The sequence below is a fragment of the Streptomyces sp. NPDC048623 genome, from assembly GCF_040650755.1.
GTDB lineage: Bacteria > Actinomycetota > Actinomycetes > Streptomycetales > Streptomycetaceae > Streptomyces.
Window position 1 is genome coordinate 408,242 of the sequence record NZ_JBEZHV010000001.1, and the last position, 24,060, is coordinate 432,301.

Consider the following 24,060-nt stretch of genomic DNA (forward strand, 5'->3'; position numbering starts at 1 on the left):
CGCAGCACAGTAAAGGGCTCGCATTCCGACACGGAATGCGAGCCCTTCCGCGTGCCATTGCGCGTTCGTTCAACCGGAATTCATCCCGCCGTACGCGGAATGCGTTCCTCCCACGTGTGGTGGAAGACGACCTCGCCGCCCTCCGTGCAGATCACCTCATCCGACGTCAGGAACGTATCCGCGTCGCAGGAGATCTCCGAGCGGGTTTCGATCCGCACGTCCCACGCCGATTCCGGGCGGTGGAGGCGGATCGTCCACTCCGAGCGGGTGCGGGCGGACAGCGGGTCGGACTCGTCGATCGTGTACGTCTCGACCGCGTCCTCCGTGAGCTCCAGGCCGTCCGGGTAGACCCGGGTCCGGGCGCCGTCGGGGCGCGGGACCACCTCCAGGCGCCACTCGCCCTTCGCCACGTCCCGGACCACCAGCCGTTCCGGCCGCGGCTCCTCCAGCGTGCTCGGGTGGCTGACTCCGAGCGGCGCGGACTGCTCCGGCTCCTCGAAGTCCACCGCGTCGTCCTTGGGGGCGGCGCGGACCGGGAGGGTGAGGGAGGAGCCGGCCGGGTCGAGGGTGAAGCCCGCCGCGTCCGGCTGGGGCCAGATCCAGGGCCAGTACGCGGACGAGACGGCGAGCCGCACCCGGTGGCCCGGCGCGAAGGCGTGCCCGATGCCGGACAGCTCGATGCCGTACGACTCCCACTCGCCGATCTGCGCCTCGACCGCCCTGTCCGGGCCGTACCGCGCGGAGAGGTTGAGCACGCCCCGGGTGACCAGCGTGGAGGAGCCGTCCGGGGCGATGTCGCAGAGCCGGGCGACGACCTGGCCGGTGGGCGCGGGCGTCATCAGGCGGAGGCGTACCGACGGCCGGCCGAGGACTTCGAGGGGAGCCCCGCCCTCCGGCACCTCCGGGACCGGGAAGTCGAAGCAGGCCGAGTGCGCGTCCTCGTCGCGCTGGTCGGGCGGCAGGTCGGCGTCGTTGCCGAGAGGCAGGAAGCGGCCCGCGTCGAGCCCGGTCTGCTGCGGCGAGTCGACGACCACCGGGGCGCCCTGGAAGGCGTACGTCACGGGGGTGACGTACGGCGACGGCCAGGCGGGGTCGGTGACCCAGCGCCCCGGCAGCTTCTCGTACACCGTGGCCGGCGGGTGCGAGTCGCTGATCCAGGAGCGCAGCAGCGGCTCGGCCATCACGTCGTTGGCGAGGTCCTTGAGGTGGTGGTCCCACCAGCGCAGGGTCTCCTGGAGGAAGCCGATCGCCGGGCCGGGCGCGAGCCCGCGGTCCGGGTACTGGTGCGCCCAGGGCCCGATGATGCCGCGCACCCGGTCCTGCGGCAGGCGCTCGACGAGGCGCAGCACGGTGTCGCGGTAGGGGTCGTGCCAGCCGCCGACGGCGAGCACGGCGGCGCGGACGGCGTGGTGGGCGTCGTGGGCGTGGTGGGCGTCGCGGACGCCGCCGTGCTCCTGCCAGTACGCGTCGCGGGTCTGGTGCGAGAGCCAGGTGTGGACGTACGGCCGGACGGCGTTCAGGCGCTCCAGCCACATCGCCCGCCACTCCTCGCCGGCGTACCGCGGGTCCGGCGGCCGGGCCGTGAAGGCGAGCAGCGCGGCCGCCCCGGCGTGCATACCGGTGGCGAGGACGGAGCCGCCCCGGTAGAGCAGGTCGTCGGCGTAGCGGTCGTCGGGGGCGCAGACGGTGACGACCGCCTTCAGCGGCTCGGGTGCGAGCGCGGCGATCCGGAGGCTGTCGTAGCCGCCCCAGGAGATGCCGAACATGCCGACCCGGCCGGTGCACCAGGGCTGCTCGGCGAGCCAGTTCACCACCGCCACGCCGTCGGCGAGCTCGACGGCGTCGTACGCGTCGCCGGGCAGCCCCTCGCTGTTGCCGTGCCCGCGCACGTCCACCCGTACGGAGGCGTAGCCGTGGCCCGCGTACCAGGGGTGGCGCTGCGCGTCGCGGGGCGCGGTCGCGTCGGTCAGCCGGAACGGCCCGTATTCGAGCAGGGCGGGTACGGGCTCGTCGGTGACCGGGCGCCACACGCGCGCGTACAGCTTCGTACCGTCCGGCAGCGGGATCCGGAGGTCCTTGTGGCGGGTCTCGTGAGGGAAGTCGGTACGGATCCTCGGCTCGCTCGGCTTGCTCGGCTTCGAGTTCATCGGGTCGGGTCACCTCAATGGACGGGGGGCGGCTGCTCGTCGTTCGTACCGTGTTCCGGGCCGCGTCGATCACCGTTCGGGACAAAACGCCTGTGCCTGGTCGTATCGACTGATCACGAACATACCGGGGGTGACGGGAAGGCGCCCACGGTGATCGAAACGTGACCGGATACGCTGGCTTGAGTGAGTGGACCGACACATCGACAAACCGGGGGACCGGGACGTCGCGGGCGTGCGGTCCGGCAAGCGTCAGCAGGCGTCAGCAGACAGGGTCAGCAGACAGGAGAACCCCTCGTGACCGTCGTCGGGCCGTTCGGCCTCAGCGTGCGGGACCAGGCTCTCGAAGCCGATGTCCAGACCGGTCTCGCCGCCGTGGAGGCCGGTCTCCTCGACGCCACCAAGAGCGACGTGCCGTTCATCACCGAGGCCGCCCAGCACCTGGTCCTGGCGGGCGGCAAGCGGTTCCGGCCGCTGCTCGTGATGCTGGCCGCGCAGTTCGGCGACCCGTACGCGCCGGGTGTCGTGCCCTCGGCCGTCGTCGTCGAGCTCACCCACCTGGCCACGCTCTACCACGACGACGTCATGGACGAGGCGGCCGTACGGCGCGGGGTCGCCAGCGCCAACAGCCGCTGGGGCAACTCGCTCGCCGTCCTCACGGGTGACTTCCTCTTCGCCCGCGCCTCGCACACGCTCGCGGACCTCGGCCCCGAGGCCGTACGCATCCAGTCCGAGGCGTTCGAGCGCCTGGTCACCGGCCAGATCCTGGAGACCGCCGGCCCGCAGGAGGGCCGCGACCCGGTCGACCACTACCTCGACGTGCTCGGCGGCAAGACCGGCTCGCTCGTCGCCGTCTCCTGCCGCTTCGGCGCGATGATGTCCGGCGCCGACGAGTCCGTCGTCGACATCCTCACCCAGTACGGCGAGCGGCTCGGCGTCGCCTTCCAGCTCGCCGACGACGTCCTCGACATCGCCTCCGACTCCCACGAGTCCGGCAAGACCCCGGGCACCGACCTCCGCGAGGGCGTCCCCACCCTGCCCGTGCTCCACCTCCGCGCCGCCGCGGCCGCCCACGGCCGCCCGGACGACCTGGAGCTCCTCGCCCTTATCGAGAGCGACCTCACCGACGACGCCCGCCACGCCGAGGCCCTCCGCCGCCTCCGCGTCCACCCCGCCCTGGAGCAGGCCCGCCGCGACACGGTCCGCTACGCGGAGGAGGCCCGCGCCATGCTCGCCCCCCTCCCCGAGGGCTACGCGAAGTCGGCGCTGCGGGAGCTGTGCGACGCGGTGGTGCACCGGGCCGGCTGACCGGGCCGGTCGGCCCGGCCCGAGTGGTCTCCCGGGGGACCCGCCCTAGGGGCGGGTCATCCCGGAGAGGTACGCGAGGTTGATCCCGGGGGCTGACGAATCCGGGCCCGGTTCTTGGTGAGATGGAGTCATCGGACACCAGGGCACGGAGGGAACGCAGACCATGGCAGGACAGCGCAAGGCGAGCCGTTACGTCGTCCCGGTCGCGGTGGCCGGAGTGGCCGCGGCGACCATCGGGCTCGTGCCGGCGCTCGCGGCGTCGGGGGACCCGGATCTGCCGGAGATCACGGCGCAGCAGCTCATCGAGAAGATCGCGGCGTCGGACACGCAGACCCTGTCCGGCACGTTCAGGATCAGCACCGACCTGGGGCTGCCGTCCGTCGCGGGGCTGCTCCCGTCGGCCGTCCCGTCCGGGCCGGGCGGATCCGCGAGCGCCGACCCGTCGGCGAAGCTCACCGAGCTGGTCTCGGGCTCGCACACGCTGCGGGTCGCGGCCGACGGCCCGGACCGGCAGAAGCTCACGATCCTGGACGGCTCGGACGAGTACAGCCTGATCCACAACGGGGACGACGTCTGGGCGTACGACAGCGCGTCGGACGAGGTCTTCCACGAGAAGGCGGAGAAGGGCGAGGGCCCGCACGGCAAGGCCGCGCACGGCAAGGCCTCGGAGAAGGAGCTGCCCGCCACGCCGAAGCAGCTCGCCGACGAGGTCCTCAAGGCGGCCGGCGACACCACCTCGATCACCGTCGGCGGTACGGCCAAGGTGGCCGGGCGCGACGCGTACCAGCTGGTCATCAAGCCCAAGCAGACCGGCTCGACCATCGAGTCGGTCAAGATCGCGGTGGACGCCGCCAACGGCACCCCGCTGAAGTTCACCCTCGACTCCGTCAGCGGCGGCAAGCCGGTCGTCGACGCGGGCTTCACCAAGGTGGACTTCGCCAAGCCCGCCGCCGACACCTTCGACTTCAAGGCGCCGAAGGGCGCCAAGGTGACGGAGGGCGCGGCGGACAAGGCCGGCAAGGATGCCGAGGACGAGTTCGGGAAGGGCTTCGGCGGGCTCTTCGGCGACCTCGGCAAGGGCGCGAAGGGCGAGAGGGGCGCGAAGGGGGAGAAGGGCGGCAAGGGCGGCGCCGGCGAGCCCGAGATGATCGGCGAGGGCTGGACCACCATCGCCAGGATCGACACCGGCGCCCCGGCGCCCGAGACCGGCGAGGCGCCGAAGGAGGTCCAGGGCTTCCTGGACTCCCTCGGCGACAAGGTGAGCGGGAAGTTCGGCTCCGGCACCGTCTTCAAGACGAAGATCGTCAACGCCCTGATGACGGACGACGGCAAGATCTACGTCGGCGCGGTCACTCCGGACGCCCTCGTGAACGCCGCCAACGCGAGCAAGTAATCCCGAAGGAGCGAGAGTTGGGACCCCGGGTGGGTCGGGGCGATGGTCACCGACCCACCCGGGCGTTTCATGTCCGCGCAGCGGCGCGGCTTACGGGAACGTCAGCTTGAAGCCGCTGATGTAACCCGTGTCGGCCGACGCCTTGTCCTGCGCCCGCAGCTTCCACACACCGTTCGCGACCTCGCTCGACGCGTTCACGGTGTACGTCTGGTTGATGTTGTCCGCGCTGCTGCCGGTCCGGTTGTGCAGGTTGTAGACCGTGCCGTCCGGCGCGATCAGGTCCACGACGAGGTCACCGATCCAGCTGTGGACGATGTCCACGCCGACCGCGAGATTGCTGGGCGCGTTGCCCGCGACACCGCTGACGGTCACGGACGAGGTCACCGCGGCGCCGGGGTAGTCCGGGATGGAGACGTCGGCGGTGTTCTCGAAGACCGTGCCGGTCGGCGGGGGAGTGGTGGAGCCGCTCGACAGGTTCCAGACCGCGTACGCGACGGCGTCCGAATTCCGGTCCAGGGCCGTGTCGTCGATGTTCGCCGAGGTGTCGCACGAGGAGTGGTAGCAGCGGTCGAAGGCCTGGCCGGCCGTACCGCCCCACTTCTGCGCCTGCGCGGAGGTCTTGACGTAGTCGGCGCCGGAGAACAGCCCGCCGACCGGGACGCCCGCGTTCTTGAACGGCGCGTGGTCCGAGCGCCCGTCGCCCTCGGTCTCGATCTCCGTCGGGATGCCGAGGCCCGCGTAGTAGTCCTTGAAGGTCTGCTCGATCGTCGGGTCGTCGTCGTAGACGAAGTAGCCCGGGTTCGGCGAGCCGATCATGTCGAAGTTCAGGTACGCCTTGATCTTGGCGCGCTCGGTGGCCGGCGTGTTGTTCACGTAGTACTTCGAGCCGACCAGGCCCAGTTCCTCGGCGCCCCACCAGGCGAAACGTATGTGCTTCGTCGGCTGGAGCTGGGCGCGGGAGACGGCGAGCGCGGTCTCCAGGATGGCCGCGGAGCCCGAGCCGTTGTCGTTGATGCCGGGCCCGGCGGTCACCGAGTCGAGGTGCGCGCCGGACATGACCACCTGGGTGGGGTCGCCGCCCGGCCAGTCGGCTATCAGGTTGTAGCCGGTGGAGCCGTTGTACGAGAACTGCTGGAGGGACGTGGTGTACCCGGCCGCGTCCAGCTTGGCCTTCACGAAGTCGATCGACGCCTTGTAGCCCGTACGCCCATGGGCGCGGTTGCCGCCGTTGGCGGAGGCGATCGACTGGAGGTCGGCGAGGTGCTGCTTGACGTTGGCGAGCGGGATGTCGGGCGGGGTGACGGCGGACGAAGCGGAGGAAGCGGCCGAGGCCGGGACGGCGCCCGCGAAGGCGCCGAGGACGAGGGCCGAGGCGCCGGCCAGGGCGGACAGTCTCACGGAAAGTCTCGCGGAGAGTTTCATGTGGGGGCTCCGGATTCCGAACTGGGGATGGACGGAACGTGCGAGCGCCTCGCGCCGTGGGTGACGCGAGGCGTGGAGCTGTGCGCGTGCTGTGGTGCGAATGCTGTGGTGCGCGTGCTGTCGTGCGACGGGCTCATGCGCACGGGCGGCTGTGCCGTGCGTGACGAATGTTCAGTGAGAGTTTGACTTCCCGTCAAGAGCAGAATCCGGTCAGGGCTGTTCGCTCAGCGAACGGCCCCCGAGCAGCCCACCGCCCGCAGCCTCAGCCGCGCCAACGCGTCGTCGATCGTGGACGGCCGGCTCCACCGCATGAGGTTGATGGCGATGGACGCCTGGCGCCGCCCGTCCGCGCGCGTCATCGACACCGTCCCGGCGCCCCACACCGTGCCCTCGTTCCCCCAGAACGTGCCGCAGCCCGGCACCTCGACCTTCAGCAGCCCGAGGCCGTACGAGATCGTCGACCCGTCCAGGGCGATCACCGGCACCGTGCGCTGCATCTCCGCCAGTGCGGCCGGGCCGATGATCCGGCCGCCGAGCAGCCGGGCGTAGAAGCGGTTGAGGTCCTCCATCGTGGACACCAGACCGGCCCCGGTCGTGTCCCACGACATGGTGTAGACGCTGTAGTCGCGCGGCGGGTCGATCGCGCCGCCCAGCGCCTCGTACATCTTCGAGTGCGGCCCCTCGATGCGCGGCCCGGCGGGGAAGAAGGTGTGGCGCAGACCGGCCCGCTCGATGACGTTGCGGGTGATGTACTCCTCCGCCGGGACACCCGTCACCTTCTCCAACAGCTCCCCGAGCAGCAGGTAGTTGGTGTTGGAGTAGATCCCGGGGAGCGCGCCGGTCTCGGCGGACGGCGGGGCCGCGAGACCGAGCGCGATCAGGTCGTGCGTACGGAAGTGGGTGAACCGGTTCTCGTCGAGGCTGCGGGAGGAGACGGGCTCCTGGGCGCCGGAGACGGAGGGGAAGGCGTACGGGATGTACTCGGCGATGCCGCTGGTGTGGTTGAGCAGCATCCGCACCGTGACCGTACGGCCGCGCTCGCCCGGCACCAGATCGGGCAGGTAGTCGCCGATCGGCGCGTCGAGCCGGATCCGGCCCTGCTCGACCTGCTGGAGCACGGCGGCGGAGGTGAAGGTCTTGGTGATGCTGCCGACCCGGTGCAGCAGATCGGGCCGGACCGGGCGGCCCGTCTCCAGGTCCGCCACACCGGCGGCGCCGCGCCAGGTGCGCCCCGCGTCCCGCACCTCGGCGAACGCGCCGGGCATCCCGGCGGCGTGCAGGCCGTCGAGGGCGGACTGGAGCCCGGCGGGGTCGAGCCCCGGGGTGGGAGCGGGGGCCGGGGCGGGGGGCGTGCCCGCCGCGGCGGTGGGGGTGGTGCTCGCCATCACGCTGAAGGCGGCGAGCCCTATCAACGCCAGTCGCAGGTTCATGAGTTCGTACTCCTCGCTGGGTGGGTTCAGTCAGTCGGTGAGGGCGCGCCGGAGCACCGCGCCCAGTTCGGCGTTCTGGCGCTGCGAGACATCGGCGGTGACGATGGCCTGCGAGCCGTGGAAGGTGCCGGGCCACTGGTGCAGTTCGACGGACACCCGGGCCTGGAGCAGCCGCAGCGCGTAGTGGATGTCCTCGTCGCGGTTGGGACAGAGCTCGGCCGTGGCGACGTACGCCGGGGGCAGCCCGGCCAGGTCGGCGACCCGGGCGGGCGCGGCGTAGCCGAGGGCCGAGGGACGGGAAGGGCGGGCGCCGTCGGGGCTGGCGGGCCCCGAAGGCGGGGCGCCGCCCGTGCCGCCTGCACCGCCCGTGTCGCCCTCAGGGCTGGCGCCGCCGACGTCGCCCTGGCCGTCCGAACCCTTCAGCGCTCCCAGGTAGTGCCGCCATGACGCGCCGGCCTTGTCCCGGTCGATCCACGGCGTGTCCGTGAAGGTCCGCTGCGACCAGGTCTCCTGGCGGTCGTCCAGCTGCGGCTGGTTGAGCAGCTGGAAGCGGATCGAAGGGCCGCCCTCGTCCCGTGCCCGCAGGGCGAGGGCCGCGGCGAGGCCGCCGCCCGCGCTGTGACCGCCGACCGCGATGCGGCCGGGGTCGATGCCGAGCCGGTCGGCGTGCCGGACGGTCCAGTTCAGTACGGCCCAGGCGTCGTCCAGGGCAGCGGGGTACGGGTGCTCCGGCGCGAGCCGGTAGCCGACGGACACGACGACCTGGCCGGAGCCTGCGGCGATCCGGGTGGCCCAGGGGTGCTCGGTGTCGAGGCCGCCCGCGACGAACCCGCCGCCGTGCAGCCAGACGACGGCGCCGCGCGCGCCGACCGGCCGGTAGATCCGTACGGGTACGGGCGGCCGCCCCGGCTCGGAGCCGCCCGGAACGGTCTCGTCCTCGACCACCAGCCCCTCGGCCTCCGGCGCCGGTACGTTGGCGGCCAGGCCGGCGAGCAGCGTGCGCGCCGCGACCGGGTCGGAGAGGTCGGCGCGGGGGAACAGCGGTACGAAGGCTTCGAGTTCGGGGTCGAGGTTCATGGCGCCCATCCTGACCGGCACCGCCCGCCCGGACAGCCGCCGTCCGTCGCACGTCCGGCCCCGATCGCGCACCGATCGGCGCACCCCTCCCGCACCGTCCGGCTTCTATCCTTCCGGCATGGAGGCACTTGCCCTGCGCGTGTCCGGACTCGATCCGTACGTCGACGGAGCGATCCGCGTCGTCGCGTTCTACGACACGCTGATGCGCCGCCGCGTCGACCTGCCCGCCCTCGCGCGGGCCTCGGCGGGCCTGGCCGAGTGCGTCACCGGGATCCGGCTGCACGGCACGGGCCGGGCCATCCGGGTCTCACCGCTGGGCACGGAGGCGACGGCCCCGCCCCGGCCCGCCTCCACCACCGCGCCGGTCGTCCTCGACGAGGAGGAGATCGGCGAGGTGTGGCTGGAACGGCCCGGCCCGCCGCACCAGCTCGACGAGGTCCTGCTCGACCGGCTCGCGATCGCGGTCGCGGCGGCCGTCGAGCGCTACGGCCCGGCCCGTACGACCATGGCCGACCCGGCCCTCGTCGAACTCGCCGTCGCCGCCGGCACGGACGAGGTGGCCCGCGCCCGCGCCCTGCGGCTGCTCGGCTTCGCCGCCGGGGCGCCGCTGCACGTCGTCGCGGTGCGCTCGGGCGCCGTGCCGCTCGACCGGGTCGGCGCGGCGGTCTGCCCGCACGGCCTGGTGAAGGCGGCGGCGCTGGCGGCGCCGTGCGAGGACGTCGGGGTGCTGCTGGCCACGGCCGTGGACCGGGGCGCGTTCCCGGAGGGAGTACGAGCGGGGGTGGCGGGGCCCGGGACCGCCGAGGCCGTACGGGCAGGGGGCGCGGCGGCCGGCCTCTCCGACGGCGTACGGGTCGGGCAGGACGGGCGCGGGTATGTCGGGTGGACCGGAGGTGCTGGCGTGGGCCCGGCTCGGCTCCCTGACGGGCCACGGGCGGAGCCCACCACCGGTCCCGCCGGACCGGACACGTCCTGGCGCCACGCCCGTACCGCTCTCCGCTTCACCACGGACCGCGAACCCGTCGTCCATTACGCCGAGTTGGGCGCCCTGGCGCTCCTCGCGGAGGTCCCGGACGCGGTCGCCCGCGCCAACCCGGACGTGGCGGCCCTCGCCCGTATCGCCGACAGCCGTCCGGAGGACCTGGCCACCCTGGACGCCTACTGCGCCACCGCGTCCGTCCGCCGTGCCGCGGACCGCCTCCACCTCCACCACAGCACGGTCTCGCGCCGTGTCGACCAGCTGTCGCGGACGTTGGGCGTGGACCTGACGGACCCGACGGGGCTCACGAGGATGCGGCTGGCGCTGACGGTGTGGCGGCTGCTCGACGGCTGAGCCCCGGTGGCTGGGCGCGGTGTGCTCGGTTACGAGCCAGGGTGGTCCCACAACAGCGCCACCGACTCGCGCACGCCCTCGTCCGGGTCCTCCGCGAGCACTCTCAGCAGGGCCTCGGCCTCCGGCGTCTCGCGGTGGACGAGGCCGTCGACGACGGCGTCACGCACGGCGGGGGACGGGTCGCGGGTCAGGTCCGTCAGGAGAGCGTCGGCTGCCGGGGTCGTACGGTACGCGACGGCCTCGGCGACGGTCCGGCGTACCTCGGCCTCCGCGTCACCCGCCAACTGCCGTAGCAGCACGTCCACTTCGGGCGCCGATCTGGACCACCGGGCGACCGTCCGGGCGAGTTCCTGCCGGACCTCGGTGTCCGGGTGCCCGGCGAACGCGGCCAGGCGCCCCACCGGCCCGCGCCGGCGGAGCCCGTACCACCGCAAGGCCTCGCACAACGCACCCGTGTCACCCCGGAGTTCGGCCCGTTCGAGCCGGGCGAGGAGCACGCGCCCGGCGGGCGCGAGTCCGTACCCGTACTCCGGCTTCCCGCGCCGTTCGCTCAGCCGCCGCGACCCGTACTCGCCGGGCACCCGGCACGCGTCGCAGAGGCAGGGGGCGGTCCCGTGCGCGTCGGGCCGGTACCGCCAGCCGTTGACCTGCCGCACCTCCCGCACGTACCGGATCTCCCCGCGCCCCACCGCCCGCGGCAGGAACACCTCCCAGCCGCGCGCGTCCGCGAGCCCCCGGATCCGCCGCACGGCCCCCGCCGCCGTCGTCGCCTCCGGCTCCCGGTCGCCGTACCGCCCGACGGTCACCGCCTCCTCGTCCGGCAGCCGTACGTGCACGGCCACGTACCCGCGCGGACCGGGCCGCCGCGCCAGCTCGCGCAGCCACTGGTGGGTGAGCGGGTACGACGGCAGAACGGGAAACAGATACACCCCGCGCGTCTCACCTGCCCCGTGCCTGTGCGCGTGGGCCTTGATCCCGCCGCGCCGGATGCGGGCGGCGTGGACGGCGGGGGCCAGATGCACGAAGGTCGCCATGCGCGCGATCGTAGAACGACCGGGTCAGGGGCGAGTGCCGCATGCCCTTGACGGCCCCGGCGCCCGTGCTACAGCGTCAGGCGCCAGTCCTGGCCGACCAAGTCGTGGCCGAAACTGTGGTGCGGCTTCTCCGTGACGAGTACGAAGCCGGCCCGGGTGTAGATCTTGCGGGCGGCGGTGAGTACGTCGTTGGTCCACAGCACCAGCTCGCGGTAGCCGGCCTCCCGCGCGAACCGGACGCACGCGTCGACGAGCTGATCGCCGAGCCCGTAGCCGCGCGCCGACGGGTCCACCAGGAGCAGCCGCAGCCGAGCGGTGGCCGGGGCCGAGTCCCGTACGCACATCACACTGCCCACCGGCCTGCCGTCCAGCTCGGCGATCCACACCCGTTCCAGCAACGGGTCGTGGTCCTCGGCGAAGTCGGAGACGATCCGCGCGACCAGCGCCTCGAAGTCGGCGTCCCAGCCGAACTCGGCGGCGTACAGCGCCCCGTGCGCCTGCGCGATCCAGCCCAGGTCCCCGGGGGCCGGCTCGCGCACCCGGATCCTTGCCCCGGCGGGCGGGCCGGTGAGCGTGGCGCGCACCGTGCGCAGCGCCTCGGTCAGATTCCGGATCCTGGCCCCGCTGCAGCCGCGGAGCAGGTCGGAGATGGCCGCCTTGGACCGCTTGTCCAGCTTGGCCGCCACGGCTCGCCCGGCCTCGGTGAGCTGGACCTGCTGGTGGCGCGCGTCACCGACGTGCCGCTCCCGGACGATCAGCCCCTGCTCCTCGAACCGGCCGAGCATCCGGCTCAGGTGTGACGCCGCGAGCCCCAACTCCTCGCGGAGGCCCTGGACGTGGGTGCGGTCGCTGCGCGTGAGCTCGTAGAGGACGCGGGCCTCGGTGAGGGAGTACGGAGTGCGCAGCTTCTCCGGGTGGTCCAGCGCGCCGATGAGCCGGGTGTACACGCGGTTGAACTCCCGCACCTCGGCCACCGCCGCATCGAGGTCGTCCCGGCCGCTCATGGTGCCCTCCTCCTCGCGAATTTCCTTGACTCAATACTTGCCTTGAGTCAAGGATTTCGCAAAGAGGGTAGGGGTGGTTTGGGCGAGTGAGCTGGTTCGCGGCGGCGCGAGCTACGCGTCCGAAACCCGCCAGCGGGTGGGCCGCGCCCGCGCGAGGGTGGTGGGCATGACGACGACCACGCGCACCGCGTACACCGCACTGCCCATCGCGCCCGCCGCCCTCGCCGAGCTGCGTCGCACCGACGACGCCGGGCGGGACTGCGTGCCGTACACCGTGACCGAGGGCGGGGAACCCCTGAGGTGCTGTCTCCGCGGGGCGCGGGTGGGGGAGCGGATCGCGCTCGTGGCGTACGCGCCGCTGCGGCGGTGGGCGGCGGAGAGCGGAGCCGAGCCCGGGGCGTACGACGAGCAGGGGCCCGTCTTCGTCCACGCCGAGGAGTGCGGCGGCCCGGACCCGGCGGCGTCGACGGCGTACCCCTTCGGCCGGGCGGGCGCGCTGCGGACCCTGCGCCGTTACGACGCCCGCGGGCGGATCGTCGGCGGACGGCTCCTGGAGATCCCGGAGGCCGCCACCGAGGGGTTCGACGAGGCCTTCGCGGAGGCCTTCGCGGATCCGGCCGTCGTCCTGGTGCACGTACGGGCCGTGGAGTACGGCTGCTTCCACTTCGAGGTGCGGCGCTAGGGTCTGCCGCATGGTGGAGACATTCAGTGACGTGTTCTTGTTCGAGGCCGAGCGGCACGCCGCCTGGGGCGCGGCCCAGCTGGAGGCCCTGATGGGCTTCGTGCCCGAGGGGGAGTGGTCGGCCGACCTGGTGACCTGTCGCTATCAGCAGGGCGGGATCGAGCTGCGGGTCGGCGTGCTCGGCACGTACGACATGAACGAGCAGTCCTGGATGTGGGGTTGGGCGAACCCCGGCCTCCGCGGCACCGAGGCCGTCGCGCTCGCCGGGGCCGTCGAGCGGTACGGACGGGCCCACGGCATCCCCGAACTGACCGCCGAGGTCGTGGACTTGAGCGGCTTCGAGGACCCGCGGCGCGCCGCCGAGACGCTCGCCTTCACCGGGATGGGCGTGGCCGAGGCTCCCGGCTACATCGGCGCGCCCGCCGGCCCGGCCACCCAGGTCTACTTCCTCCCCGACGACCCCCAGGTCCCGCGCCCCGTCCTCGACCCGGTCGCCCTGCCCCGTACCCTCCTCGCCGGCGCCGGCCTCATCGGCCGCTCACCCCGCCATGTCGTCGAGGGTTACTTCGACCACCACGGCGTCCCGTACCGCAGCGAGCCCACCCGCCTCCTCGCCGAGCTCCCGCACGGCGCGGGCGCGGCCGAGGTCTCCTTCGACGCACTCGGCCGCATCGCGGGCGTGGAGCTGAAGCTGCGTCCGGGGGCGTAGGGCCGCGGGCCGACGGGTCAGTGCACGCAGAACTCGTTGCCCTCCGGGTCCTGCATCACGGTCCACGCGCCGCCCATCTCCGCGACCTCGCGCCGTACCGTCGCGCCGAGCTCCGTGAGCCGGGCGACCTCCGCCTTCCGGGTGCCCGGAGCCGGGTGGAGATCGAGGTGGAGGCGGTTCTTGGTGGTCTTCGGTTCCGGGACGCGCTGGAAGAGGATGCGGTGGCCGAGGCCCGTGTCGGTGTCCGGGTCGAAGGGGTCGTCCGGGTGACGGACGGCCGCGAGGTCGCGCCAGGCGAGCCGGCCGCGGACGGTGGCCGTGGCCTCGGCGGGGGCGGCGCCCGCTTCGAGGAGCCGGGTGATGAGGGGACTGTGGTCCTCCTCGTGATACGCGAGGGCGGCGGCCCAGAAGGCGGCCTGGGCGTGCGGGTCCGCCGCGTCGATGACGAGCTTCCAGTGGAGTGCGGTCATGGACCCTTTATAGGGGCGGCCTCCGACAGCCGCGCTGTGACGAAGGCGGCGACGCATGTCTGCGACGAAGGTCACGGCCGCGGCCCGGTCGGCCGAGCGTAATGTATAGGAATGAACGATTCGCCCGGCTGTCCCCTGGTCGGCGTCGCCGCCACCTACATGCCCCGGCTCTCGGAGTTCGGCTTCGAGCCGGGGCTGGTGGCCGCCGTCGATCAGCACGCGGCGGCCGTGTGCGACGCCTTGATCCCCGCCCAGCGCGGACCCCGGCCGCGTACCGTGCGCCGGGAGGAACTCGCCGACTACGTCCTCGGGTTCACCGACTGGCTGTCCGAGGTCGACTGGACCGAACCGGTCGGGCACGACTTCGCCACCCTGCGGCTGACCGCCGTCTGCTGGCTGATCCGCGAGCACGACCTGCTGGCTGCCTAGAGCTTGTCCGGGCCGCCCGCCGCCTCACCGCGGCCCGTCACCCCCGCCGTTCGCGGTGGCGATGCCCGCCTGGCCGGGCGTGACGATCACGCCGAGCGCGACGATGAACGCCCAGGCCGCCGTCGCGACGACTTGCCGTACGACATCTGGCCGAGCGCGCCGTTCACGATGTCCCGGACGGCGCGGGCGATGCGGCTTCCGCGGTCGCGGTGCCGAGGGCGGTCCCGGGCGCGGTCGCTTCGGTCACGTGAGTGACCTTCGCCGCCTCCACCGCCGCCCGGCTGCGCCGTGCCGTCCGCAGCGCGTCCCACGTCAGGATCGTCAGCGCGAGCCACACCAGTGAGAAGCCCGCCCAGCGCTCGGCCGGCATCGCCTCGTGGAAGTAGAGGATGCCGAGCAGGAACTGGAAGACCGGCGCCAGGTACTGCAGCAGACCGAGGGTCGAGAGCGGTACGCGGATGGCGGCCGCGCCGAAGCAGATCAGCGGGATCGCGGTCACCAGGCCGGTCGCGGCGAGCAGGGCCGCGTGCCCGGCGCCGTGCGCGCCGAAGGCGAGGGAGCCCGAGCTGTTCAGCCACAGCAGGTAGCCGAGCGCGGGCAGGAACTGCACGGCGGTCTCGGCGGCGAGCGATTCCAGGCCGCCGATGTTCACCTGCTTCTTCACCAGGCCGTACAGCCCGAAGGAGAAGGCGAGGGTCAGCGAGATCCACGGCGGCCGCCCGGCGCTGACGGAGAGGACGGCGACGGCCACGAAGGCGACACCGACCGCCACCCACTGCGCCCGGCGCAGCCGCTCCTTGAGGACGAGGACGCCGAGGGCGATCGTCACGAGCGGGTTGATGAAGTAGCCGAGGGACGACTCGACGACCCGGCCGTTGTTGACGGCCCAGATGTAGAGACCCCAGTTGACGCTGATCACGGCCGCGGCGACGGCGATGAGCCCGAGCTTGCGCGGGCTGCGCACCAGGTCGCGTATCCAGCCCCAGCGGCGCAGCGCGAGCAGCGCGAGGCCGACCACGGCGAGCGACCAGACCATCCGGTGGGCCAGGATCTCGACCGCGCCGGCCGGTTTGACCAGCGGCCAGAAGAGCGGGACCAGACCCCACATGCCGTAGGCGCCGATCCCGTAGAGCAGTCCTGCTCGTGCCTCGTTCTTCTTCGTCTCCACCGGACCTCCTGCCCCGCGCCACGCTGTCCCGTCGAAGGTAGCGCCGCGCAGGGCCGGCTGTCATGTCCGTATCGGCATACGGTCCTTACGGATCAAGGAGGGGTGCCATGCGGTCGGTCACGAGGCGGCCAGCGCGGCGCCGATCGTCTCGGCGATCGGGGTGGTCGGGCGGCCGATGAGGCGGGACAGATCGTCGCCGCGGGCGGCGAGCGCGCCGCGCGCGACGGCCTCGTCGACGTCGACCAGGATCTCGGCGAAGGGCTGCGGCACCCCGGCGCCGAGCAGGATCTCCAGGTGGGCCGCGGCGGGCACGTCCGAGTGCGCGACCGGCTTCCCCGAGAGCCGCGCCACCTCGGCCGCGTACTCGGCGAAGGACCACGAGACGTCGCCGCTCAGCTCGTACGCCCGGCCGGTGTGCTCGTCGAGCGGGCCGGTCAGTACGGCGGCGGCCGCGGCGGCGTAGTCGGCGCGGGTGGCGGAGGCGACCCGGCCCTCGCCGGCGTTGGCGACGACGGCGCCGTGCGCGAGCACGGGCGCGAGGTTCTCGGTGTAGTTCTCCGTGTACCAGCCGTTGCGGAGGAAGGTGTACGGCAGACCGGAGTCGAGGATCGCCTGCTCGGTCGCCTTGTGCTCCTCGGCGAGCAGGAAGTCGGCCTCCGGGCCGCCGAGGACGCCGGTGTACGCGAGCTGGGCGACGCCCGCGGCCTTGGCGGCGCCGACCACGGCGGTGTGCTGGGCCACCCGCTGCCCGACCTCGCTGCCGGAGATCAGCAGCACCCGGTCCCCGGCGCGGAAGGCCCCGGCCAGCGTCTCCGGCCGGCTGTAGTCGGCGATCCGCAGCTCGACGCCGCGTTCGGCCAGGTCGGCGGCCTTGGCCTTGTCGCGGACGACGGCCACGACGGACCCGGCGGGCTCGGTGGCGAGGAGGGCGTCGATGACAAGGCGGCCGAGCTTTCCGGTGGCTCCGGTGACGACGATGCTCATGGGTCTCTTCCTTCACTCCGGCGGTGTTCCGTGGCAATGCACTCACCGTACGACCGGCGCTCTCTATTCGTAAGTACCCACTTTGAAGTAAGGTACTGGCATGCCGGTAAGTGGGAAGAAGCCCGACGCGATGTGTCCCTCGCGCCTCGTCCTGGAGCACGTCACCAGCCGCTGGGGCGTGCTGATCCTGATCGCGCTGCTCGACCGCTCGTACCGCTTCGGCGAACTGCGCCGGGAGATCGGCGGGGTCAGCGAGAAGATGCTCACCCAGACCCTCCAGACCCTGGAGCGGGACGGCCTCGTGCACCGCGACGCCCAGCCGGTCATCCCGCCCCGCGTCGACTACAGCCTCACCCCGCTCGGCACCGAGGCCGCCGGCCTCGTCGCGGAGCTGGGCCGCTGGACGGAGCACCGCCTCGGCGCCGTACTGGAGGCTCGCGAGGACTACGAGGCACGGCGAGGGGCCGCCCGCCGTGCGGCGAGCGACCCCTCGTGAACCCCTCGTGAACCGTACGAAAGCCGGCGCGGGCGGCTAGCCCACCACCGTCCAGGTGTCCTTGCCCGTGAGCAGCTGCGCCAGGTCGCCCTTGCCCTGCTGCTCCACGGCCTTCTCCAGCTGCTCCGCCATCAGCGTGTCGTACACCGGCCGCTCCACCGACCGGAACACCCCGATGGGCGTCTGGTGCAGTGTGTCGGGGTCGGCGAGCCGCGACAGCGCGAAGGCGGTCGTCGGCGAGGCGGAGTGGGCGTCGTGGACGAGGATCCGCGACTCGTTCTCCGGCGTCACGGTGACGACCCGGAGGTCGCCGGTGGCCGGGTCGCGCACCACGCCCTTGTCGAGCGCGGCGCCGAAGCGGATCGGCTGCCCGTGCTCCAGGCGGATCACGGCCTCCTTGGCCTGCTCGTTGTCCTTGAGGACCTCGAAGGCGCCGTCGTTGAAGATGTTGCAGTTCTGGTAGATCTCGACCAGCGCCGTGCCGTTGTGCTCGGCGGCCTGGCGCAGCACCGAGGTGAGGTGCTTGCGGTCGGAGTCCACGGTCCGGGCCACGAACGAGGCCTCGGCGCCGAGCGCCAGCGACACCGGGTTGAAGGGCGCGTCGAGCGAGCCCATCGGGGTCGACTTGGTGATCTTGCCGATCTCGCTGGTGGGGCTGTACTGGCCCTTGGTGAGGCCGTAGATCCGGTTGTTGAACAGCAGGATCTTCAGGTTGACGTTGCGGCGCAGCGCGTGGATGAGGTGGTTGCCGCCGATGGACAGCGCGTCGCCGTCACCGGTGACGACCCAGACCGACAGGTCGCGGCGCGAGGTCGCCAGGCCGGTGGCGATGGCCGGGGCGCGCCCGTGGATGGAGTGCATCCCGTAGGTGTTCATGTAGTACGGGAAGCGGGAGGAGCAGCCGATGCCGGAGACGAAGACGATGTTCTCCTTCGCCAGGCCGAGTTCGGGCATGAAGCCCTGGACGGCGGCGAGGACGGCGTAGTCGCCGCAGCCGGGGCACCAGCGGACTTCCTGGTCGGACTTGAAGTCCTTCATGGACAGCCGTGCCTCGGACTTCGGCACCAGCTGCAGAAGTGACTCCTTCGTCTCACCCGACTCCGATCCCGTCTCACTCATCGATGACCTCCTTGAGGGCCGCGGCGAGCTGCTCGGCCTTGAACGGCATTCCGTTGACCTGGTTGTGGCTGCGGGCGTCGACGAGGTACTTCGCCCGGACGAGGGTGGCGAGCTGGCCCAGGTTCATCTCGGGCACGACGACCTTCTCGTACCGCTTGAGGACCTCGCCGAGGTTCTTGGGGAAGGGGTTGAGGTGGCGCAGGTGGACCTGGGCGATGGGGTGGCCGGCGCGGCGCAGTCGGCGTACGGCGGCGGTGATCGGCCCGTACGTGGAGCCCCAGCCGAGGACGAGGGTGTCCGCGCCGTCCGGGTCGTCGGCCTCGACGTCGGGCACCTCGATGCCGTCGATCTTGGCCTGGCGGGTGCGGACCATGAAGTCGTGGTTGGCCGGGTCGTAGGAGATGTTGCCCGTGCCGTCCTGCTTCTCGATGCCGCCGATGCGGTGTTCGAGGCCGGGGGTGCCGGGCGGTGCCCAGGGGCGGGCCAGCGTCTCGGGGTCGCGCTTGTACGGCCAGAAGACCTCGGTGCCGTCGGCCAGGGTGTGGTTCGGGCCGGTGGCGAACGGGGTCGTCAGGTCGGGGAGCTCGTCGACGTCCGGGATCCGCCAGGGCTCGGAGCCGTTGGCGAGGTAGCCGTCGGAGAGCAGGAAGACCGGGGTGCGGTAGGTGAGCGCGATCCGGGCCGCTTCGAGTGCGGCGTTGAAGCAGTCGGCCGGGGTCTTCGGGGCCACGACCGGCACCGGGGCCTCGCCGTTGCGCCCGTACATGGCCTGGAGGAGGTCGGCCTGCTCGGTCTTGGTGGGCAGACCGGTGGACGGGCCGCCGCGCTGGATGTCGACGATGAGGAGCGGCAGTTCGAGCGAGACCGCGAGTCCGATGGTCTCCGACTTGAGCGCCACACCCGGGCCGGAGGTCGTGGTCACGGCCAGCGAGCCGCCGAAGGCCGCGCCGAGCGCGGCGCCGATGCCCGCGATCTCGTCCTCGGCCTGGAAGGTCCGCACGCCGAAGTTCTTGTGCCTGCTGAGCTCGTGGAGGATGTCGGAGGCCGGGGTGATCGGGTACGAGCCGAGGTAGAGCGGCAGGTCCGCCTGCTTGGCGGCGGCGATCAGGCCGTAGGACAGGGCCAGGTTCCCGGAGATGTTGCGGTACGTGCCGGTGGGGAACGCGCGGGTGGCCGGGGCGACCTCGTAGGAGACGGCGAAGTCCTCGGTGGTCTCGCCGAAGTTCCAGCCGGCCCGGAACGCGGCCACGTTCGCCTCGGCGATCTCGGGCTTCTTCGCGAACTTGCTGCGCAGGAAGGTCTCGGTGGCCTCGGTGGGCCGGTGGTACATCCAGGACAGCAGCCCGAGCGCGAACATGTTCTTGCTGCGCTCGGCCTCCTTGCGGGACAGGCCGAAGTCCTTCAGGGCCTCCACCGTGAGGGTGGTCAGCGGCACCGGGTGCACCCGGTAGCCGGCCAGCGAGCCGTCCTCCAGGGGCGAGGTCGCGTAGCCGACCTTGGCCATGGCGCGCTTGGCGAACTCGTCGGTGTTGACGATGATCTCGCCGCCGCGCGGCACGTCGCCGATGTTGGCCTTCAGGGCGGCCGGGTTCATCGCGACCAGGACGTCCGGGCGGTCGCCCGGGGTCAGGATGTCGTGGTCGGCGAAGTGCAGCTGGAACGACGAGACGCCCGGCAGGGTGCCGGCGGGGGCGCGGATCTCCGCGGGGAAGTTGGGCAGCGTGGAGAGGTCGTTCCCGAAGGACGCCGTCTCCGAGGTGAACCGGTCACCCGTGAGCTGCATGCCGTCACCCGAGTCACCCGCGAAGCGGATGATCACCCGGTCGAGCCGGCGGACCTCCTTCGCGGCGCCGTGCTCGGCCGTCGTCGGAGCGCTGCGCTGCTCCCCGACCAGGGCCTCGCCGGCCTCACTGCTGACCTGGCTGGTCACTGAACTGGACCTCCCTCGCGGCAAGGGTTCTCTCCGCCGAGGCTGTCGCCCGCGGAGAAGGCTCGGGGGACGGCCGGCTCCCCGGCCATCCCGTGGCCCACCCTACGACCGCAGGGAGGGCCTTCCCGGGACTTCTCGCATCGTGGACCTCGTTTCGAGACGCCCGCGTCGCCTTTATATGGTCAATTGTCGCTCTCTGTGACCCCTGCGGTCCAGTCACGCTCCAGCCGCGGGTCGCGCTCCGTCGAGCGCCGGTGACGGGCCGGAATCGACACCCCCCTGGATAGCTGACGGTTCGTCAGAAGTCCAGGAATCGGGACTGGGCCTCGGGGGGCGTTCTACGAGTTGAGATACGTCAGTACGGCGAGCACCCGGCGGTGGTCCCCGTCGCTCGGCGAGAGTCCCAGCTTCAGGAAGATGTTGCTGATGTGCTTCTCGACCGCGCCGTCGCTCACCACCAGCTGCTTCGCGATGGCCGAATTCGTACGCCCCTCCGCCATCAGCCCGAGCACCTCCCGCTCGCGCGGGGTCAGCGCCGCGAGGACGTCCTGCTTACGGCTCCGGCCCAGCAGCTGCGCCACCACCTCGGGGTCGAGCGCCGTGCCGCCCTTCGCCACCCGCGCGACCGCGTCCACGAACTCCCGGACCTCGGCGACCCGGTCCTTCAGGAGATACCCCACGCCGGTACTGGAACCGGCAAGCAGTTCGGTGGCGTACCGCTCCTCCACGTACTGCGACAGGACGAGCACCCCGAGCCCCGGGTGCTCCTTCCGCAGCCGCACCGCCGCCCGTACCCCCTCGTCGGTGTGCGTCGGCGGCATCCGTACGTCCGCCACGACCACGTCCGGCAGCGCGCCCTCGGCCGCCAGGTCGTGCACCGTCTTCACCAGCGCCTCGCCGTCGCCGACCCCGGCCACGACCTCGTGCCCCAGATCGGTGAGGAGCCGGGTCAGACCCTCGCGCAGCAGCACCGAGTCCTCGGCGATCACCACGCGCACCCCCGCCCCGCTCACCCCGCCAGCCGCGCCCACCGCGCCGCCCATGTCCCTCACGCCCCTGTTCGTCTCGCTGTCGGCCCTCAGCATCGCAGCAGTAGGGACGCGGGGGGCGGGAACAGGGTTCAACTCGGCCTGGAGATGCGAGCCGTTCGGCCTGGAGATGCGAGCCGTGGGGCTCAGGCGCGCCAGGGGAGTTCGGCGGTGATCGTGGTGGGGCCGCCGGCCGGGGAGTCGACGGCGAGGACGCCGTCGACCGCGTCGAGCCGCTCGGCGAGGCCGGCGAGGCCGCTGCCGATGGCCGGGTCGGCGCCGCCGACGCCGTCGTCCCGTACCTGGAGCATCAGCCGGTCGTCGGTCCGCCACACGTCCACCCAGGCCCGGCGGGCCCGGGAGTGCTTGGAGACGTTCTGGAGGAGTTCGGAGACGGTGAAGTACGCGATCCCCTCGATCGCCGCGGCCGGCCGCCCCGGCAGGTCCACCTCCACCGACACCGGCACGGTGGAACGGGCGGCGAGCGCGGAGAGCGCGGCGTCGAGGCCGCGGTCGGTGAGGACGGCGGGGTGGATGCCCCGGGCGAGGTCGCGCAGTTCCTGGAGGGCGAGCTTCACCTCGCCGTGCGCCTCGTCGACCATCGCGGCCGCCGCGAGCGGGTCCCCGGCCAGCTTCTCCTTCGCGAGCCCCAGATCCATCGCGAGGGCGACGAGCCGGGCCTGGGCGCCGTCGTGCAGGTCGCGCTCGATGCGCCGCAGGTCGGCGGCGGCGGTGTCGACGACCACCCCCCGGTCCGACTCCAGCTCCGTGACGCGGCTGGCCAGGCGCGACGGGCCGAGCAGCCCCGCCACCATCAACCGGTCCACGGCGACCATGCCGCGCAGGAGCCAGGGCGCGATCAGCACGAAGGCAAGGCCGACGAGACTCGTGACGGCGATCTCGAAGGGCGAGTCCAGAAGGACGTCGTGGGACTCGTCGCCGTAGATCTGCAGCCCGTCCTGTCCGGCGTACATCGGGAACACCCACTGCCACAGCGGATACGTGAACAGGCTCCAGCTCCACAACCACACCGCGACGGAGACGGAGAACGTGAACACCGCCCACGGGAAGTGCAGCAGCGCGTAGAGCAGATGCCGCCAGGACGCCCCGCTCTTCAGCATCGCGCCCATCCACGACAGCGGCCCCCCGGTCCTCCCCCGGACCGGCTCCGGCGCCCGCACGTCGAGCCCGAGCATCCCGCGCGCCCGCGCCCGCTCCGCGGCACCGAAGCCGCGGCAGACCGCGAGGGCTCCGGCCAGGACCGGGATGCCGAGGAAGGTGACCAGCAGCCCGGCACCCGCCGACACCAGGGTCACGGCGACACAGAAGGAGAGGACGCTGAGCGGGAAGCCGCTCAGGACATAGCCCAGCTCGCGCCAGGTGCGTCCCTCGAAGGGGGCACGGAGGCCGGCGGGCAGGCGGTGGGAGGCCATCGGAGATCCGTTTCTGACGTGATGGGGGTATGCCGAGGAGACGTACATACGGGGAGGTCGCCGGCGTATGTACGGGTGGGGTGGGGTGCGGGCGCGGATGCGGGGGCGGGGGCTGCGGGGATGACGGGGGCTACTGCCGGGCCGGCTGCTCCCGGTCGCGCCAGGGGAGTTCGGCGGTGATCGTGGTGGGGCCGCCGGCCGGGGAGTCGACGGCGAGGACACCGTCCACGGCACCGAGCCGCTCGGCGAGGCCGGCGAGACCGCTGCCGGTGGCCGGGTCGGCGCCGCCGACGCCGTCGTCCCGTACCTGGAGCATCAGCCTGTCCTCCGCCCGCCAGACGTCCACCGAGGCGGAGCGGGCGCGGGCGTGCTTGGACACGTTCTGGAGGAGTTCGGAGACGGTGAAGTAGGCGATGCCCTCGATCGCGTCGGCGGGCCGCGCCGCCAGGTCGACGGAGACCTTCACGGGCACCGTGCAGCGGGCGGAGACCGCGGAGAGCGCGGCGTCGAGGCCGCGGTCGGTGAGGACGGCGGGGTGGATCCCGCGGGCGAGGTCGCGCAGTTCCTGGAGGGCGAGCTTCACCTCGCCGTGCGCCTCGTCGACCATCGCGGCCGCCGCCTCCGGGTCGTCGAGCAGCTTCTCCTTCGCCAGGCCGAGGCCCATCGCGAGGGCGACGAGCCGGGCCTGGGCGCCGTCGTGCAGGTCGCGTTCGATGCGCCGCAGGTCGGCGGCGGCGGTGTCGACGACGACGCCGCGGTCCGACTCCAGTTCCGCGATGCGCCGTTCCAGCTCGTCGGAGGGGGAGAGCAGGGCGCGCACCATGGCCCGGTCGACGTTGGTGAGCCCGCGCGCCACGAAGGGCAGCACCGGCCACAGGACGATCAGCGACACCAGCGTCACGGCGAAGGTGAGCACGCCCCACGGCAGCCGGATGAAGCCGTACAGCTGGCTGCGCCACGCCACCGGGTCCTTCAACTGCGCCCACAGCCAAGGGAAGAAGCCGTCCCGGCGCGGCAGCCGGCTCGGCCTGTCCACGTGTACGCCGAGCAGACCGCGGGCCCGGCCGCGTTCCGCTGCGCCCATGCCGCGCGCCCCGGCGAGCCCGAGGGCGAGCAGCGGCAGCCCGATCACGGTGACCGCCAGGCCCACGCCGAGGGAGACCGTCACCACCGCGTACAGGAAACCGGCCAGCGCGCACGGCAGATCGGCGAGGAGGTGGGCGACCTCCTTCCAGGTGTACCGGCCGTAGGCGAGGCGGGCGGGCGGCGGCGGAGGCGAGTCGGAGTGGCTGCTCATGAGGTCAAGATTGTCTGTCGGAGGGCCGGGCACGCCATGGGGGAGGTGGCCGGAGTGGAGGGGGGATAACCCCACCCGAGGCCGCCCGCGGCTGCTTACGCTCCCTTTAGCAGGGCCTAGACTCGCGTGCGTACAGAGGGACGAAGCATCAGAGGCATCAGAGGCATCAG

At 72.6% G+C, this 24,060-nt stretch carries 21 protein-coding genes; 7 read left to right on the forward strand and 14 right to left on the reverse strand.

All coding sequences use genetic code 11. The features are described 5' to 3' along the window. Positions 1-80: 80 nt before the first annotated feature. Complete coding sequence (locus AB0C73_RS02055) at positions 81-2,147, reverse strand: CocE/NonD family hydrolase (RefSeq protein ID WP_362523516.1); 2,067 nt, start codon at positions 2,145-2,147, stop codon at positions 81-83. Between the two features lie 294 nt (positions 2,148-2,441). On the opposite strand from AB0C73_RS02055, the gene AB0C73_RS02060 reads away from it, so the two are divergent. Both AB0C73_RS02060 and AB0C73_RS02065 read left to right on the forward strand, forming a co-directional pair. Further along, entirely contained in the window at positions 2,442-3,452 is a 1,011-nt protein-coding gene (locus AB0C73_RS02060) for a polyprenyl synthetase family protein (RefSeq protein ID WP_362523518.1), read from the forward strand. A 163-nt stretch (positions 3,453-3,615) separates the two neighbouring features. Then, positions 3,616-4,845: a DUF2092 domain-containing protein gene (locus tag AB0C73_RS02065; RefSeq protein ID WP_362523519.1), complete on the forward strand. Its 1,230-nt coding sequence runs from the start codon at positions 3,616-3,618 to the stop codon at positions 4,843-4,845. A 90-nt stretch (positions 4,846-4,935) separates the two neighbouring features. Here AB0C73_RS02065 and AB0C73_RS02070 read toward each other — a convergent pair whose 3' ends face one another. The 3 genes from AB0C73_RS02070 to AB0C73_RS02080 all read right to left on the reverse strand — a co-directional run bounded on the left by AB0C73_RS02070 (position 4,936) and on the right by AB0C73_RS02080 (position 8,774). After that, positions 4,936-6,267 (reverse strand): M28 family metallopeptidase, encoded by a 1,332-nt coding sequence (locus tag AB0C73_RS02070; RefSeq protein WP_362523521.1) that lies wholly within the window; start codon positions 6,265-6,267, stop codon positions 4,936-4,938. Positions 6,268-6,491: 224 nt separating this feature from the next. Then, positions 6,492-7,697 (reverse strand): serine hydrolase domain-containing protein, encoded by a 1,206-nt coding sequence (locus tag AB0C73_RS02075; RefSeq protein ID WP_362523523.1) that lies wholly within the window; start codon positions 7,695-7,697, stop codon positions 6,492-6,494. A gap of 30 nt (positions 7,698-7,727) precedes the next feature. Next, positions 7,728-8,774 (reverse strand): alpha/beta hydrolase, encoded by a 1,047-nt coding sequence (locus tag AB0C73_RS02080; RefSeq protein ID WP_362523525.1) that lies wholly within the window; start codon positions 8,772-8,774, stop codon positions 7,728-7,730. Positions 8,775-8,892: 118 nt separating this feature from the next. Here AB0C73_RS02080 and AB0C73_RS02085 point away from each other — a divergent pair, with 118 nt between their 5' ends. Then, positions 8,893-10,107 (forward strand): helix-turn-helix domain-containing protein, encoded by a 1,215-nt coding sequence (locus tag AB0C73_RS02085; protein ID WP_362523527.1) that lies wholly within the window; start codon positions 8,893-8,895, stop codon positions 10,105-10,107. Positions 10,108-10,136: 29 nt separating this feature from the next. Here the strand turns inward: AB0C73_RS02085 and AB0C73_RS02090 are convergent, their stop codons facing one another. Beyond that, entirely contained in the window at positions 10,137-11,141 is a 1,005-nt protein-coding gene (locus tag AB0C73_RS02090) for a HEAT repeat domain-containing protein (RefSeq protein ID WP_362523528.1), read from the reverse strand. Between the two features lie 68 nt (positions 11,142-11,209). Then, entirely contained in the window at positions 11,210-12,145 is a 936-nt protein-coding gene (locus AB0C73_RS02095; protein ID WP_362523530.1) for a helix-turn-helix domain-containing GNAT family N-acetyltransferase, read from the reverse strand. Between the two features lie 166 nt (positions 12,146-12,311). On the opposite strand from AB0C73_RS02095, the gene AB0C73_RS02100 reads away from it, so the two are divergent. Both AB0C73_RS02100 and AB0C73_RS02105 read left to right on the forward strand, forming a co-directional pair. Continuing rightward, positions 12,312-12,827, forward strand: coding sequence for a DUF1203 domain-containing protein (locus tag AB0C73_RS02100; protein ID WP_362523532.1), 516 nt, complete (start codon positions 12,312-12,314; stop codon positions 12,825-12,827). Positions 12,828-12,837: 10 nt separating this feature from the next. Continuing rightward, the gene (locus tag AB0C73_RS02105; protein ID WP_362523534.1) at positions 12,838-13,536 is read left to right on the forward strand and encodes a DUF6882 domain-containing protein; all 699 of its coding nucleotides are present in this window, start codon (positions 12,838-12,840) and stop codon (positions 13,534-13,536) included. 17 nt (positions 13,537-13,553) lie between these two features. On the opposite strand, the gene AB0C73_RS02110 is transcribed toward AB0C73_RS02105, so the two are convergent. Then, entirely contained in the window at positions 13,554-14,006 is a 453-nt protein-coding gene (locus AB0C73_RS02110) for a VOC family protein (protein ID WP_362523536.1), read from the reverse strand. A gap of 111 nt (positions 14,007-14,117) precedes the next feature. On the opposite strand from AB0C73_RS02110, the gene AB0C73_RS02115 reads away from it, so the two are divergent. Continuing rightward, the gene (locus AB0C73_RS02115; RefSeq protein ID WP_362523538.1) at positions 14,118-14,435 is read left to right on the forward strand and encodes a DUF6401 family natural product biosynthesis protein; all 318 of its coding nucleotides are present in this window, start codon (positions 14,118-14,120) and stop codon (positions 14,433-14,435) included. Positions 14,436-14,598: 163 nt separating this feature from the next. Here AB0C73_RS02115 and rarD read toward each other — a convergent pair whose 3' ends face one another. Together rarD and AB0C73_RS02125 are read right to left on the reverse strand one after the other, a co-directional pair. After that, entirely contained in the window at positions 14,599-15,603 is a 1,005-nt protein-coding gene (gene rarD / locus AB0C73_RS02120; RefSeq protein ID WP_362523540.1) for an EamA family transporter RarD, read from the reverse strand. A gap of 117 nt (positions 15,604-15,720) precedes the next feature. Continuing rightward, positions 15,721-16,587, reverse strand: coding sequence for an NAD(P)H-binding protein (locus AB0C73_RS02125; protein WP_362523542.1), 867 nt, complete (start codon positions 16,585-16,587; stop codon positions 15,721-15,723). Positions 16,588-16,687: 100 nt separating this feature from the next. Between AB0C73_RS02125 and AB0C73_RS02130 the strand changes: the two genes are divergently transcribed. Continuing rightward, positions 16,688-17,083 (forward strand): helix-turn-helix domain-containing protein, encoded by a 396-nt coding sequence (locus AB0C73_RS02130; RefSeq protein WP_362523544.1) that lies wholly within the window; start codon positions 16,688-16,690, stop codon positions 17,081-17,083. A gap of 36 nt (positions 17,084-17,119) precedes the next feature. Here AB0C73_RS02130 and AB0C73_RS02135 read toward each other — a convergent pair whose 3' ends face one another. The 5 genes from AB0C73_RS02135 to AB0C73_RS02155 all read right to left on the reverse strand — a co-directional run bounded on the left by AB0C73_RS02135 (position 17,120) and on the right by AB0C73_RS02155 (position 23,890). Continuing rightward, positions 17,120-18,202 carry a 2-oxoacid:ferredoxin oxidoreductase subunit beta gene (locus AB0C73_RS02135; RefSeq protein ID WP_362523546.1) on the reverse strand — a complete coding sequence of 361 codons (1,083 nt, stop codon included), beginning with the start codon at positions 18,200-18,202 and terminating at the stop codon, positions 17,120-17,122. Next, on the reverse strand, positions 18,195-20,132 hold the full coding sequence (locus AB0C73_RS02140; RefSeq protein ID WP_362523548.1) for a 2-oxoacid:acceptor oxidoreductase subunit alpha: 1,938 nt from the start codon (positions 20,130-20,132) through the stop codon (positions 18,195-18,197). Before AB0C73_RS02140 ends, AB0C73_RS02135 begins: the two co-directional genes overlap by 8 nt. 338 nt (positions 20,133-20,470) lie before the next feature. Beyond that, positions 20,471-21,175, reverse strand: coding sequence for a response regulator transcription factor (locus AB0C73_RS02145; RefSeq protein ID WP_362523871.1), 705 nt, complete (start codon positions 21,173-21,175; stop codon positions 20,471-20,473). A gap of 131 nt (positions 21,176-21,306) precedes the next feature. Beyond that, positions 21,307-22,593 carry a sensor domain-containing protein gene (locus AB0C73_RS02150; protein WP_362523550.1) on the reverse strand — a complete coding sequence of 429 codons (1,287 nt, stop codon included), beginning with the start codon at positions 22,591-22,593 and terminating at the stop codon, positions 21,307-21,309. Positions 22,594-22,723: 130 nt separating this feature from the next. Beyond that, entirely contained in the window at positions 22,724-23,890 is a 1,167-nt protein-coding gene (locus AB0C73_RS02155) for a sensor domain-containing protein (RefSeq protein WP_362523552.1), read from the reverse strand. Positions 23,891-24,060: the final 170 nt, after the last annotated feature.

Coding starts and splice junctions, on each gene's coding strand:
- AB0C73_RS02075 (WP_362523523.1), bottom strand. CDS start 7,697: ATGAACCTGCGACTGGCGTTGATAGGGCTCGCCGCCTTCAGCGTGATG.
- AB0C73_RS02065 (WP_362523519.1), top strand. CDS start 3,616: ATGGCAGGACAGCGCAAGGCGAGCCGTTACGTCGTCCCGGTCGCGGTG.
- AB0C73_RS02070 (WP_362523521.1), bottom strand. CDS start 6,267: ATGAAACTCTCCGCGAGACTTTCCGTGAGACTGTCCGCCCTGGCCGGC.
- AB0C73_RS02095 (WP_362523530.1), bottom strand. CDS start 12,145: ATGAGCGGCCGGGACGACCTCGATGCGGCGGTGGCCGAGGTGCGGGAG.
- AB0C73_RS02055 (WP_362523516.1), bottom strand. CDS start 2,147: ATGAACTCGAAGCCGAGCAAGCCGAGCGAGCCGAGGATCCGTACCGAC.
- AB0C73_RS02110 (WP_362523536.1), bottom strand. CDS start 14,006: ATGACCGCACTCCACTGGAAGCTCGTCATCGACGCGGCGGACCCGCAC.
- AB0C73_RS02085 (WP_362523527.1), top strand. CDS start 8,893: ATGGAGGCACTTGCCCTGCGCGTGTCCGGACTCGATCCGTACGTCGAC.
- AB0C73_RS02125 (WP_362523542.1), bottom strand. CDS start 16,587: ATGAGCATCGTCGTCACCGGAGCCACCGGAAAGCTCGGCCGCCTTGTC.
- AB0C73_RS02150 (WP_362523550.1), bottom strand. CDS start 22,593: ATGGCCTCCCACCGCCTGCCCGCCGGCCTCCGTGCCCCCTTCGAGGGA.
- AB0C73_RS02155 (WP_362523552.1), bottom strand. CDS start 23,890: ATGAGCAGCCACTCCGACTCGCCTCCGCCGCCGCCCGCCCGCCTCGCC.
- AB0C73_RS02130 (WP_362523544.1), top strand. CDS start 16,688: ATGCCGGTAAGTGGGAAGAAGCCCGACGCGATGTGTCCCTCGCGCCTC.
- AB0C73_RS02115 (WP_362523538.1), top strand. CDS start 14,118: ATGAACGATTCGCCCGGCTGTCCCCTGGTCGGCGTCGCCGCCACCTAC.
- AB0C73_RS02100 (WP_362523532.1), top strand. CDS start 12,312: ATGACGACGACCACGCGCACCGCGTACACCGCACTGCCCATCGCGCCC.
- AB0C73_RS02135 (WP_362523546.1), bottom strand. CDS start 18,202: ATGAGTGAGACGGGATCGGAGTCGGGTGAGACGAAGGAGTCACTTCTG.
- AB0C73_RS02090 (WP_362523528.1), bottom strand. CDS start 11,141: ATGGCGACCTTCGTGCATCTGGCCCCCGCCGTCCACGCCGCCCGCATC.
- AB0C73_RS02080 (WP_362523525.1), bottom strand. CDS start 8,774: ATGAACCTCGACCCCGAACTCGAAGCCTTCGTACCGCTGTTCCCCCGC.
- AB0C73_RS02145 (WP_362523871.1), bottom strand. CDS start 21,175: ATGGGCGGCGCGGTGGGCGCGGCTGGCGGGGTGAGCGGGGCGGGGGTG.
- AB0C73_RS02105 (WP_362523534.1), top strand. CDS start 12,838: ATGGTGGAGACATTCAGTGACGTGTTCTTGTTCGAGGCCGAGCGGCAC.